Annotated in this window: 13 protein-coding genes; 5 read left to right on the top strand and 8 right to left on the bottom strand. The window is 63.2% G+C overall.

The window, feature by feature from the left end; all coding sequences use genetic code 11:
* Positions 1-3 precede the first annotated feature (3 nt).
* The 3 genes from BQ8482_RS27975 to BQ8482_RS27965 all read right to left on the bottom strand — a co-directional run bounded on the left by BQ8482_RS27975 (position 4) and on the right by BQ8482_RS27965 (position 2,559).
* A complete protein-coding gene (locus tag BQ8482_RS27975) occupies positions 4-501 on the bottom strand; it encodes a MaoC family dehydratase (protein ID WP_123150547.1) in 498 nt (165 codons plus the stop codon).
* Positions 502-738: 237 nt separating this feature from the next.
* On the bottom strand, positions 739-1,167 hold the full coding sequence (locus BQ8482_RS27970; RefSeq protein ID WP_123150546.1) for a phasin family protein: 429 nt from the start codon (positions 1,165-1,167) through the stop codon (positions 739-741).
* Positions 1,168-1,263: 96 nt separating this feature from the next.
* Positions 1,264-2,559: a DUF445 domain-containing protein gene (locus BQ8482_RS27965; protein ID WP_123150545.1), complete on the bottom strand. Its 1,296-nt coding sequence runs from the start codon at positions 2,557-2,559 to the stop codon at positions 1,264-1,266.
* Positions 2,560-2,758: 199 nt separating this feature from the next.
* On the opposite strand from BQ8482_RS27965, the gene rirA reads away from it, so the two are divergent.
* A complete protein-coding gene (rirA, locus tag BQ8482_RS27960; RefSeq protein ID WP_027156154.1) occupies positions 2,759-3,220 on the top strand; it encodes an iron-responsive transcriptional regulator RirA in 462 nt (153 codons plus the stop codon).
* A 200-nt stretch (positions 3,221-3,420) separates the two neighbouring features.
* On the opposite strand, the gene BQ8482_RS27955 is transcribed toward rirA, so the two are convergent.
* From BQ8482_RS27955 to hemP, 5 genes are read right to left on the bottom strand one after another with little or no spacing between them, the layout of a single operon-like run.
* Complete coding sequence (locus tag BQ8482_RS27955) at positions 3,421-4,209, bottom strand: heme ABC transporter ATP-binding protein (RefSeq protein WP_123150544.1); 789 nt, start codon at positions 4,207-4,209, stop codon at positions 3,421-3,423.
* Between the two features lie 44 nt (positions 4,210-4,253).
* Positions 4,254-5,354 carry a FecCD family ABC transporter permease gene (locus BQ8482_RS27950; protein ID WP_123150543.1) on the bottom strand — a complete coding sequence of 367 codons (1,101 nt, stop codon included), beginning with the start codon at positions 5,352-5,354 and terminating at the stop codon, positions 4,254-4,256.
* An 11-nt stretch (positions 5,355-5,365) separates the two neighbouring features.
* Positions 5,366-6,274 (bottom strand): heme/hemin ABC transporter substrate-binding protein, encoded by a 909-nt coding sequence (locus BQ8482_RS27945; RefSeq protein ID WP_123150542.1) that lies wholly within the window; start codon positions 6,272-6,274, stop codon positions 5,366-5,368.
* Positions 6,275-6,285: 11 nt separating this feature from the next.
* Positions 6,286-7,347 carry a hemin-degrading factor gene (locus tag BQ8482_RS27940; RefSeq protein WP_123150541.1) on the bottom strand — a complete coding sequence of 354 codons (1,062 nt, stop codon included), beginning with the start codon at positions 7,345-7,347 and terminating at the stop codon, positions 6,286-6,288.
* Between the two features lie 11 nt (positions 7,348-7,358).
* Positions 7,359-7,565, bottom strand: a complete 207-nt coding sequence (gene hemP, locus BQ8482_RS27935) for a hemin uptake protein HemP (protein WP_095486642.1) — start codon at positions 7,563-7,565, stop codon at positions 7,359-7,361.
* Positions 7,566-7,861: 296 nt separating this feature from the next.
* Here hemP and BQ8482_RS27930 point away from each other — a divergent pair, with 296 nt between their 5' ends.
* From BQ8482_RS27930 to hmuQ, 4 genes are all read left to right on the top strand, one after another.
* Positions 7,862-10,036: a TonB-dependent hemoglobin/transferrin/lactoferrin family receptor gene (locus BQ8482_RS27930; protein WP_244603000.1), complete on the top strand. Its 2,175-nt coding sequence runs from the start codon at positions 7,862-7,864 to the stop codon at positions 10,034-10,036.
* Between the two features lie 5 nt (positions 10,037-10,041).
* Positions 10,042-10,485 carry a hypothetical protein gene (locus BQ8482_RS27925; protein WP_123150539.1) on the top strand — a complete coding sequence of 148 codons (444 nt, stop codon included), beginning with the start codon at positions 10,042-10,044 and terminating at the stop codon, positions 10,483-10,485.
* 398 nt (positions 10,486-10,883) lie between these two features.
* Complete coding sequence (locus BQ8482_RS27920; RefSeq protein ID WP_244602999.1) at positions 10,884-11,591, top strand: energy transducer TonB family protein; 708 nt, start codon at positions 10,884-10,886, stop codon at positions 11,589-11,591.
* 68 nt (positions 11,592-11,659) lie between these two features.
* A complete protein-coding gene (gene hmuQ, locus BQ8482_RS27915) occupies positions 11,660-11,974 on the top strand; it encodes a heme-degrading protein HmuQ (protein WP_027156145.1) in 315 nt (104 codons plus the stop codon).
* The last annotated feature ends 175 nt before the right edge of the window (positions 11,975-12,149 follow it).

Here is a 12,149-nt window from a genome sequence, read left to right as displayed (position 1 = left end):
CCCTCAGGCCCTTGCCCGCCTCCGGCGCTCATAGAGCATGACGAGCGTTTCGGCGGTCAGCGCCGGCTTCTGCTCACCTTCGATCTCGACAGTGTTGGCCGCCTTCATCAGATACTGGCCGGGGCCTTTGTCCTCCATGGACAAAAGCGTGATGCGCAGCCTGATGCGCGCGCCGGCCCTGACCGGGGCCAGGAACCGCACCTTGTCGAAGCCATAGTTGAAGACGGCTTGCGTGTTTTCGGGCACGATGCCCATGTCGAGCGCCAGCGCGCCGATGATCGACAGGGTTAGATAGCCATGCGCGATGGTGGCGCGGAACGGGCTCTGCCGCTTCGCCCGCTCTGGATCGACATGGATCCATTGGCGGTCGCCCGTGCATTCGGCGAACTGGTCGATGCGGCTCTGGTCAACCGTCGTCCACTCCGACACGCCAAGCTCCTGCCCTGTCATCGTCCTGAGCTGTTCGTAGGTCGGCGGCGTCCTCAGCCGTGTTTGCGTCATTCCTGCTTTCCCGATCGCTTGCCCTGCCTCCGGACCACGAACCGGCCGCCTCTGTCAATTCGCTCCGCGCGTTCCGCTGCGGTATCCTCGGCCGGATGCCTGTGTCCAGCGCCGGAAACAGGTTCATCCGAGCAAGAGAAACTTTGTGCGCCTCGCCGGGGCCAAAGACCAACAATACGGCTTTCAGCAGCCGGAAATGACGGGAGAAAAGTCCGCCTGCTTTGGCTTGGGAACAGCCTACTTCTTATCGTAGCTGCTGCGGATTTCCTCCATCGCCTCCTTGATACGCTCGCGCAGGATCTCGACCGATTCGGTGCCGGATTTCCTGGCCAGTTCGGCCACCTCGCCGGCATTCTTCAATGCGGTCTCGAAGGATTTCCTGGCGAACGCCGCTTGCTTGGCCATCAACTCCCGAGGATCGCCCGGCGCCCTGTAGCTCTGCGCCATATCGGCGATCTCGTGCAGTGTGTCCTGCAGCATCTCGCGTTGCCTGGACAGCAGCGACGACGCTCCGGCGGCACTCGCCCTGGCTGATTTTTCCAGTGCCTCGAGGTTCTTGCGATGATGGTTGAGGATCGCCTCGACATCGACGTTCGGCAGCTTCAGGTCGCGGCCGAACCTGCCGAACATGTCCATGAAGGTGTCGGATTCCGGTCGCTTTGCCATGGTGGCGTCTCCCCTGTTGCTGCGAATGCGGCAGCTGAAGAGAACAATAGGGCACTGGAGCCTCACGGTCCATTCGGCCGCGCAACACATCGCGCCTCAGCCGACGAGGAACAGCCGTTCCACCGTATGGAGCACCACGCCGGCAAGGCCGCCGATGACCATGCCGTTGAAGCGGATATATTGCAGGTCCCTGCCGATGTTCATCTCGATCAGCCTGGTGAGTTGGGCAAGGTCCCAGCGCTTGACCTGATCGGCGATGAATTTCGAGACGCCGCTCTTCTGGCTTTCGACGAAAGAAGACAGCGCCACGACGAACCCCTGGTTCATGTCGGCCCTGATCTGCGCGTCGCCAGCAAGATGGCGGCCGACCTCGACGAACATGTTGGCGAGATGGGCGCGGATCATCGAATTCGGCGCCTTGGCGTCCTGCTCGATGAACACACTGAGGCTTTCCCACATGTCGCCGGCCAGCGCCTTCAGCTCCGGCCGGGCGAGGAAATCGCGCTTCAGTTTCTCGGCGCGCTTGGCGTATTGTTTGGATGTCCTCAGCCGCTCGACGAAGGTCAGGACAAAACGGTCGAATTCGGCGCGCATCGGGTGATCGGGATCGGCCCTCACTTCATCGAGCAGCGAACCAGCCGAGGCGACGATCTTCTTCAGCAGATAGGCGTCGGCGCGAAACAGGTTGAACAGCGACGGCAGTTCCTCGCGGATCTTCTCGCGCATCGTCGCCAGCGCCTGCTCGTCGCTCAGGAACCGGCCGACGACCTTGGTGAATTCGTCGAACAGTCTTTGGTGGCGGCGGTCGTCGGTCAGCGCCGACAGCAACTCGGCGGCGAGCGGCGCCAGCGGCACCTTTTCGATCTGCTCCAGCATGCGGCTGGTGACGAAGCCGCGCAGGCCCGACTGCTCCACGGCCGCCAGTGTCTGCGGCACCAGCCGGCCGACGAAATGCGACAGATCGGCGGCGCGGTTGGGGTCGGCCAGCCAGTCCGCCACGAGCGCGGAAAAGTCGACCTCGGCAAGCTTTTCGCGTACCGGCTCGGGCGCCAGGAAATTGACCTCGATGAAGCGGCCGAGATTGTCGGCGATGCGGTTCTGGTTCTCCGGAATGATGGCGGTGTGCGGGATCGGCAGGCCGAGCGGCCGTCTGAACAGCGCGACCACCGCATACCAGTCGGCCAGCCCGCCGATCGTCGCCGCCTCGGCGAAAGCGGCGACGAAACCCAGCCACGGATAGTGGCCCTCGAACGACTTGGCCACCGCAAAGACGAGGACGCAGAGCGCGAGCGCTGCGGTGGCGACGAACTTGGTGCGCCGAAGCGCCGAAAGCTTGGCGTCCGCGTCGGCATCGAACCGGGCGGATGCCAAAGTCGGTGCTGATTGTGACATGGATGAACTGCTCCTGGGTCGATCTCGCGGACTTAATTTAGTAATCTGCCCACCCGAATGCGCGCCATATTAGGATTATGGTTTGCACGACCGCGCACACAAACCTGACAAAAAACTTCATCTATTATGCGGTGCTTGTCTGGAATTATTCCAAGGTATGGGCCATATTAGGCCTGAGCTACTGCTTCGTGAGGACAAAATGCGGCTGACACGCCAGACCAACTACGCCATGCGCATCCTGATGTATTGCGCCGCGAATACCGATCGGCTGAGCCGCATCCCGGAGATCGCGGCCGCCTACTCGGTGTCTGAACTTTTTCTCTTCAAGATCCTGCAGCCTTTGGTCGAGCATGGTCTGGTCGAGACGGTGCGCGGCAGAAACGGCGGTGTCAGGCTCGGCCGCCCGGCCGAATCGATCACCCTGTTCGACGTCGTGCGCGTGACCGAAGAGAGCTTCGCCATGGCCGAATGCTTCGAGAACGACGCCGCCGAATGTCCGCTGGTCGACAGTTGCGCACTGAATTCGGCGCTGCGCGAGGCGCTCAATGCGTTCTTCGCCGTCCTCGAGCGCTATACGATCGCCGACATGGTGGCGGCGCGCCCGAACGTGCGGCACCTGCTCGGCATCGACATGCTGGTGCAAAGGGCGCCGGCCGCCTGAATTTGCCCTTTACCTCTCCGAGCGTTTGCGCTGCCCCTCACCTGCCTGCCGGCATCCTCTCCCCGTATAGTGACGGGGAGAGGGACGATGTCATCGACGGTTTCGCCAATCTCCATCGTTGCAAAAAGGCCGGCAGGGCGATGAGGGGCAGCGCCGACTTCGACAATTGGCGCGTCAATGCCGGAAACGCAGGAAAAGGCCTAAGCCGCGGACTGCGGCAGGACGAACGGCATGTCTCCGGCCGGCAGCACGCCGACCCTCAGCCGGCAATCGAACACTCTTTCGATCAGATCGTCGCTCAGCACGTGCTGCGGTGAGCCGGTGGCGGCAAGCCTGCCGCGGTGCATGACGAAAACCCGGTCGGCATACATCGCCGTCAAATTAAGGTCGTGCAGGATGGCGACCACGCCGCCGCCCCTTCTGGCGAAATCGCGGGCGATGTTCATGATGATCAATTGGTGCTTGATGTCGAGGCTGGAAACCGGCTCGTCGAGGAAGAGATAGCGCGGTTTGCCGTCGAGGACCGGCGCCCAGACCTGGCAGAGCACACGGGCCAGCTGCACGCGCTGCTGTTCGCCGCCCGAAAGCTCCTGGTAGAAACGGCCGGCAAAGCCATGGAGATCGACCCGCGCCAGCGCCCGTTCGGGCAGGCGCTCGTCCTCGCCGGGCAGCGCGCCCGAGCGCCCGCCGAGCAGGCCGAGCCTGACGATCTCGCGCACCGTGAAGGGAAAGGACAGCGTCGTCGCCTGCGGCAGCACGGCGCGCAGCATGGCTGCCTCGACTGGTTTCACCACCGACAGGTCGCGGCCGTTGATGGTGACCTCTCCCAAATAGGCAAGATCGCCGGACAGCGCCCTCAGGAACGTCGTCTTGCCCGAACCGTTGGGACCGACGATGGCCGCGATCTCGCCGGGCCGCATGTCGAAATCGACATTGGCGACGATGCCCTTGCCGCCGATCGCCACCGAGACATCCCGTGCTTCGATCATGCCCGCACTTCGATCATGAAAAGTCCTCTCACAGGTCCCCCCTCTCACATGTCAATGACGCCACGCTTGCGCAGAAGGATCCAGAGGAAGAATGGAGCGCCGGCGATCGCGGTGACGATGCCGATCGGCAGCTCGGCCGGCGCCACGATGGTGCGGGCGACGGCATCAGCTAGCAGCAGCAGGCAAGCACCAAGCAAAGCCGAGGCCGGCAGCAGGTAACGGTTGTCCGGGCCGATAGCCAGGCGCAGCAGATGCGGCACGACGATGCCGACAAAGCCGATGCCGCCGCTGACGGCAACAGACGCCCCGACCGCCGCCGAAACGCCGATGATTGCAGTGTATTTCAGCCGCTGCACCGGGATGCCGAGATGGCCGGCGGTGGCCTCGCCCAGCGCCAGTGCGTTGAGGCCGCGCGCCAGGAACGGCATCGCCGCCAGCGCCAGCACGATCACAGGCCCGACGGAACCGATCTTTTGCCAGGTCGCGCCGGCAAGCGAGCCGAGTTGCCAAAAGGTCAGATCGCGCAACTGCCGGTCGTCGGCCATGAAGATCAGGATGCCGGTCAGCGCCATGGCAAGGGCGGCGAGCGCAATGCCGGCAAGCAGCATGATGGCGACCGAGGTTCGGCCTTGCCTGGTGGCGACCTGATAGAGCATCAATGTCGTCGCCAGCCCGCCGCAGAACGCCGCCAGCGGCAGAGCGAGTGTGCCCAGCACCGCAACTACCGGCGCCAGCACCGTCGCGCCAAGCACGATGACCGCCACCGCGCCGAGGCTCGCTCCCGCCGAAACACCGATGAGACCGGGATCTGCCAGCGGATTGCGGAACAGCCCTTGCATGACCGCGCCGGAGACGGCAAGCGCCGCGCCGATCAGCACACCGAGAATGACGCGCGGCAGGCGGATGTCGTAGACGATCAGGCGGTCGCGCGCGCTCAGCGCCTCATTGCCGGGTGCTGCACCCAACAGCCAATCGCCAACGACGCTGACGGCCGAGGCATCGGATGCGCCTGAGGTCAGCGACAGCAGGACGGCAACGGCAAGCCCCAGGCACAAAAGCAGGATGGCGTTGCGCGCGCGCCCCGAACGGTCACCGTCGGATGCTGCCGCCATAGTGCCCGCACCAGCGATCGATTGATCCACCATTGGGTGCCCGCTCAGTCCGCGGCCTGCCCCCCATAAAGCGAGGCGGCAAGGTCGCGGATGACGTCGGCGGTGCGCGGCCCGAAGCCGAGCAGATAGCCGCCATCCATGCGGACCAACTTGCGCTCCGCATCCGCCGGTGTCGACAATATGGCCGGGTTCGCGAACAATTCGTCATCCGATGCGGCAGGACCGGCATTGTTCATCATCAGGATCACGTCGGGCCTGGCGGTGATGACAGCCTCGTCGGACAATTGCTTGTAGCCGGAGAAGCCCTCAACCGCGTTGACACCGCCGGAAAGCTTGATGATGCCGTCGGCGGCAGTGTCGCTGCCGGAAGCGAGGATCTTGCCGCCCTGCATCGACAGCACGAACAGGACGCGCTTGCGGTCCTTGATCGAAGCGGTCTGCTTTTCGGCGGCCTTCAGCTTGGCATCGATCTCGGCTGCCAGCGCATCGGCCTTGGCGTCGGCGCCAAGCGCCTTGCCGACGATGCGGATCTTTTCGAGAATGCCTTCATGGTCGTAGCGCTCGGGCACCTCGATGAGCGGGATGCTCGTCTTCTTCAGCACGTCGACGGCTTGCTTCGGCCCGCTGCCGTGCAGCGCCAGGATGCCCGACGGATTGACCGACAGGACGCCTTCCGGCGACAGCTGGCGCATGTAGCCGACGTCAGGCAGCTTTAGCGCCGCCTCGGGATAACGGCTGGTCGAATCGCGAGCGACCAGCCGATCCTGCTCGCCGAGCGCAAAGACGATCTCGGTGATCGAACCGCCGATGGCCGCTATCTTCGACGGGTCCGCAAAGGCCTCCGTGCCATCGGTGGCACGGGCCGGCAGCAATGCGGCAAAGGCCAGGGAAAGGCCGATCGCCGGCCCAAGCGCCATTCTGAAAACACCCGCCCGTTTAAGCAAAGGAGCCATTGTCGTTGTCCTCAGGCTGCGGTCGGGCTTGGAATGCGCGGCAGGTTCTCTGCCAGAAACCGCCAGTCCTCGCGCTCGCTTTCACCTTCGTGGCGCCTGCCGAAGAACTGGATGATCATCTTGCCGTCGGCGCCATAGGCTTCGAGAGACGTGACATGGCCGTCCTTGGTCGGCTTGCGCACGGCCCAGACCTCGTGGATGTGGTCGGTTCGCAGATGCAGGTGGAAGGTCTCGTCCAGCACGTTGATCCATGGCCCCATCGGCTTGATCGACTTGATCGGGCCCGAATGGATCTGGATGCAGCCGCGATTGCCGACAAAGCACATGATCGGCATCTCACCCTCGGCGGCGTGATGAAACATGGCGCTGACGGCATCATTGTCGAGCAGCCAGGCGTAATCCTGGCCGACCATGCGCATCGCCTGGCGGCGGTCGAGCTTCAGCGTCTTCAGCATGCCGAAGAACTGATGCACGTCGGTCAGCCGGCTCCAGCGGTCGCGCAGATCGTCGACATCAGCGGAAGCGTCGGAAGTCTCGGCCTCGTTTTCAAGCCCGCCTTCTGAAATCGCAACAGTCGACTCCTGGTTCGGCGATTCGAGTTCGGCCACCAGCTTCTGATAGGCATAGAGGTTGGACGCCGGCCGCAGATGCACCTTATGCACCGCCTCGCCTGTCGCATCGAAGAACTGCAGGCTGCGCCTGATATCGCCGCCGTCGCGCTTTTCGACGGCAAAGCCGTGCGCCCAGACTTTCGGGAAGATGCGCAGGTCGATGTTCTCGCCAAGCACCATGGCATTGTGGTTGCCGGTGACGACCTTGTCGTAGACACCGATCTTCTCGTGCACAGCGCTTTCATTGCGCGTCAGCGCCATGACCTCGCCGACGGCCTCGAGGCCGGTCAGAAGATCGTTGACGCGCGGTTCGACGCGGACGACGCCGTCGCCGCAATGCGCCGCGACCAGCTCGGCCTCCGAAATGCCAAGCTGGGCGGCGAGATCGCGCTCGCGCGTCTTCGGATTGTCTGCCCGCGCCCGCCGGATCTCGTGCGGCGCGGGCTTTACGCGCTGGTCCATATTTTTATTACCTACTTGTTGAGGATGAGCTTGCCCTGGCGGGTGATCTTCAGCCGGTAGAGCGCTCCGTGATGCTCGATGCCGATCTCGTGCTCGCCCTGGAACAGCGTGTTGCTGGACAGGGTCCTCACCGTCAACGGGACCCGATCGAAACGAGCCGAATTGTCGTCGGAACGGCGGACGCGATAGCGAAAGTCACTGGGATTGTGCGTGTTCATCTGGTTCGATCCCTTTCCTGGGCCGGGCGTCTGGCTAGGCGTTGCGTAGATGCCGATTCATTTCTTGACTTGAATAATCATGTTTATTAGTCAGTGCAATACCGGAGTAAGTGAGTCAAGATTTAAGACGCCGGGAACGACGAAAAATGCCAGCAAGCGCCAAGCCAGCCAGCATCGAACCTGGACTTTGGAGTTGGGGCATGGGGTTGGCGAATTGGGGACGGCTGGGCCTGGCGAATAGCAGCCCAGGTCCGGCGCATAGAGGTCCGGCGCATCGGAGTCCGGCGCGTCGATCAATGGCAAAGGGCATGGCGGCACTGCTGGCGGGTGCTGCGGCGATCGCGCTGCTCACCCCGTCGGCCAGTGCTCAGTCGGCCAATGCTCAACAGGCCGCCCAACCTGCAACAGACCAGCAGCAGGCCGAGCCTGCGCAGACGCCTGAAGAGGTTGCGCCGGCCCCGGCAGGCGCAACGCTGCTCGACCAGATCCTGGTCATCAGCCGCACCGGCGAGACGGCGATCGATTCCCTGGCTTCGGCCAGCCATGTCGATCAGGAGCAATTGGAACGCCGCATGGCGACGACGCCTAACGAAATGCTGTTGGGTGTGCCGGGTGTAGCGGTCCAGGCGGACGCAAGGCGCGTCAGCTCCAGCATCAACATCCGTGGCTTGCAGGATTTCGGCCGCGTCGCAGTGATCGTCGACGGTGCGCGGCAAAATTTCCAGCGCTCCGACCACGGCACGCAATCCACCTTCTATATCGACCCGGAGCTCATCAAATCCGTCGACGTCATCCGCGGCCCGGTCGCCAACACCTACGGCTCAGGCGCCATCGGCGGCGTCGTCCTGTTCGAGACCAAGGACGCGGAAGACTATCTTCGCGACGGCGAGACATGGGCGGCGTCCGCGACCGGGCGCTACGAGAGCAACGGCGAAGGCTGGACCACCAGTGCTGCCGGCACCTACCGTTTCAACGAAAACTGGGATGTCCTCGGCAACATCGTCTACCGCGACTATGACGACTACAAGGATGGCGGCGGCGATACGGTGAACGGCACCGGCTTCGATGTCTTGCGCGGCCTGCTGAAGTCGACCATCCGCCCCAGCGAAAACAGCGAACTAAAGCTGGGCTGGAATGGCACGAGCGACGGCTGGAACGAAATCAGCGGCGGCACGCCGGTGAATGACGTCGACCTGGAGGCGAATACCTTCACGGCGCGCTACAACATCACCGATGAGGACAAGAGCTGGCTCGATCTCCACGTCAACGCCTCCTACAACAAGACCAAGCTGGAGATGACAAGCCTCGTTCCGCAAAACCGGTTTGATCCAGTCACCGGTCTTCCCATCGTCCTGCCGGCGGGTTCGATGTCGACTTTCGATGTCGGCACTTCGGGCATCGACATCTGGAACACCTCGCGGTTCGAGACCGCCGGCATTGCGCACGAGCTGACCTATGGTGGCGATTGGGTTGGCGATGATGTCGAGACGGGTGGCGCCGCAGGCGGCGACAGTTTCTATACCCCGTCGGGCAAGCGAAACGTTTCCGGCGCCTACATCCAGGACAAGCTCACCTGGGACTGGCTCGAAATTATCGCCGGCCTGCGCTACGACAGCTACAAGCTGGAAAGCGATGTCGGCGAAACCTCCGGCGACCGGCTGTCGCCGCGCATCACTGTCGGCGTCTCGCCGTTCGAAACCGCCAGCCTTTCGGGGCTGCAACTCTACGGCACCTATGCGGAGGGATATCGCTCGCCGTCGCTGTCGGAAACCCTCATCAGTGGCAACCATCCGGCAGGCGTCAGCTTTCCGTTTCTCCCCAATCCCGATCTGAAGCCTGAAACCGGCAAGACCGTCGAATTCGGTGTCAACTACAAGCAGGACGACATCGTCGAAGCCGGCGACGCGTTTCGTTTCAAGGCGGCCTACTTCAACAACGACGTCGAAGACTACATCGACGGCGTCACCCTGTCGGCCTTCGACCCGACCAGCGGCTGCCCGTTCGGCCCCGGCATCCCGATCTGTTTCCAGTACCAGAATTTTGCAAAAGCCAAGATCCGCGGCTTCGAAATGGAAGGCGTCTATGACGCCGGCTGGGGTTTCGCCGGGCTTTCGGCGTCGATCATCGATGGCCACACCATCTCCTATGACGGCGACCGCGCGGACCTCGTCACCGTCCCCTCTTCCCAGGTCACCGCGCAAGTCGGCTTCCGCTTTCTGGAGGACAAGCTGACTGTCGGCGGCGAGGTGCAGTACAATGGCAAGCCGAAGGGCAATCCAGTGGCCAAGGACTACACGCTGGTCAACGCCTTCGCCAGCTACCAGGCGACCGACAATTTCAAGGTCGATTTCCGCGCCGACAATTTGTTCGACGTCAAATACACCAACCCGTTGAATGCATCGGCCACGAGTGTAATTTACGAGCCCGGCGTCACGCTCAAGCTGGCGGCGACAATGCGGTTTGGAGGCTGACGACAATGAAACGCTTGACGGCACCGCTTCGCCTGCTGACCTCGGTGCTGGCGATGCCGCTTGTGCTGGGTCCGGCGTGGGCGCAACAGTCCGCGCCGGCCCCTGCTCTCACGCTTGAACTCAATGGCGCACAACCCTCCGACAAGGGCTGCCGTCTGACCTTCGTGGTCAACAACACGCTCGGCGCCGACCTCTCGAAGGCGGCGTTCGAGATCGCGCTGTTCAACGAGGCCGGCGTCGTCGACCGGCTGACCGTGCTCGACTTCAAGGACCTGCCGGCGGGCAAGACCAAGGTGACGCGTTTCGATCTTGCCGGCGCCGACTGCGCCAAGGTCAGCCGCGTGCTGATCAACAGCGCGACCGAATGCGCCGGCACCGGCATCCAGCCGGACGCTTGCATGCGTGGACTGAAGACCGAGACCAAGACCGGCATCGCCTTCGGGGTCTGAAAAGACGGTGGGACTGGAGCCCGCACTCGCACGAAACATAGTGGTGTGGTCCGCTGCCTGTTGCCGCTAGGGCAAATGATGTTGATTTGACAAGTCCGCGCCGGTTGCGGCAGGTCTCGCCGCGAGCCATGCAGAACATTAGTCCCCTCCCCGACGCCGATGGCGAACTGGCGATTGCGCCGACCGGACCGCTTGCGCCTGCCCGACCGTCAGCCATGAGCCGCAAATGGACGGCGGCGATCGTCGCCTCCTGCCTGTTTCATGCTGCGGTGGCGGCCGCTTTTCTCATCGCACCTGCCGGCACGTTTGATGCCGGGGACGCAATCGAGATGGAAGGCGCCGATCAAACCGGCGCCAACGTGGTCGGCAGCGACTTGGACGGTCGCGTCCCGGGCGCGATGACCGTCACCCTGGTGCCCGACCCGCAGCCGGCCAAACCTGAGGTCAAGCCCGAGCCGCCTGCCGACCGGCCCACCGGGGACCGGCCCATCAGGGAAATGGCCGCGCAACCCCCCGCGCCCTTGTCGCAGATTGTCGAACAATCCACTGCCGCGCCAGACATGATGGCCGACACCCCGCGTCTGGACGAGCAGAGCGTGGCGCCGAAGATCGAAACGCCGGCAGAGCCGGCTGCTCCGGCCGAAAGCACCGAGGCACCCCCTGTCGATGTCGGACAGCCGCCAATCCCGACGCCAAGGCCGAGCCCGACACCAGGTCCTGGCGGAGCCGACGAAACGAACGAGGCCCGCGGCGCGGCGGATGGCGAGGAACGCGCCGCGGTGGCTTCCAGCAAGGGCAAGGAGCAGGCAGCGGCAGGCAATGCGATAGAATCCCGCTACAGCGGTGAAGTTCAGAAGAAGCTTGCCCGCGCCAACCGTCGTGTTTCGAAAGCGATACAGGCGAGCGCTCGCAACAATGCCAGGGTCGTTTTCGTTGTCATGGCCGACGGCAGCATCAGCGACATACAGCTTGCCCAAAGCTCAGGTTCTGCGGAGCTTGATCAATTCGCGTTGACACTGGTGCGCAAGCAAGCGCCGTTCCCTCCCATTCCAACCGAAACCGGCAAGTCAAGCTGGGTGTTTAAAGCGCGGATTGGTCCATTTTAACACCCTGCGCCTCATCGTTTCAGGCATTCCAACACACATCATAAACTGCAGTCACGAAAGGACGGCCAATGTACATCGCCATGAATCGCTTCAAGGTCCAGAATGGCTCGGAAGCCGCTTTCGAGGACGTCTGGAAGAACCGTGATTCCAGCCTGTCGGAAATGAAGGGTTTCAAGGAATTTCATCTGCTGCGCGGTCCGGTCAACGAGGCCGAAGGCTACACGCTGTTCGCCTCGCACACGGTGTGGGCGAGCCATGAGGATTTTGTCGCCTGGACCAAATCCGAGAACTTTCGCGCCGCGCACCGCAACGCCGGCTCCACCAAGGTGCATTATCTCGGCCATCCGCAGTTCGAAGGCTTTTCGGTCGTCGAGGGCGCGTGAGTAGTCTCAGGCGACCCATGGTTCCCTTGGGCCTTTGCCGAACGATCGCCGCAGCGCCCTGACGAAATAGGCGCCGTCGGCGAAGCTGCCAATCTCCCCCCTTGTGGGGGAGATGCCCGGCAGGGCAGAGGGGGGCGCTGTCCCGCCGGCCTGCTGATCAAAGGCATGCCTGCTC

Origin of the sequence: Mesorhizobium delmotii (genome assembly GCF_900149755.1) — a bacterium.
GTDB classification, from domain to species: Bacteria; Pseudomonadota; Alphaproteobacteria; order Rhizobiales; family Rhizobiaceae; genus Mesorhizobium; species Mesorhizobium delmotii.
Note: the sequence above shows the minus strand (reverse complement) of the source record. Positions and strands in the feature narration are given on the sequence as shown.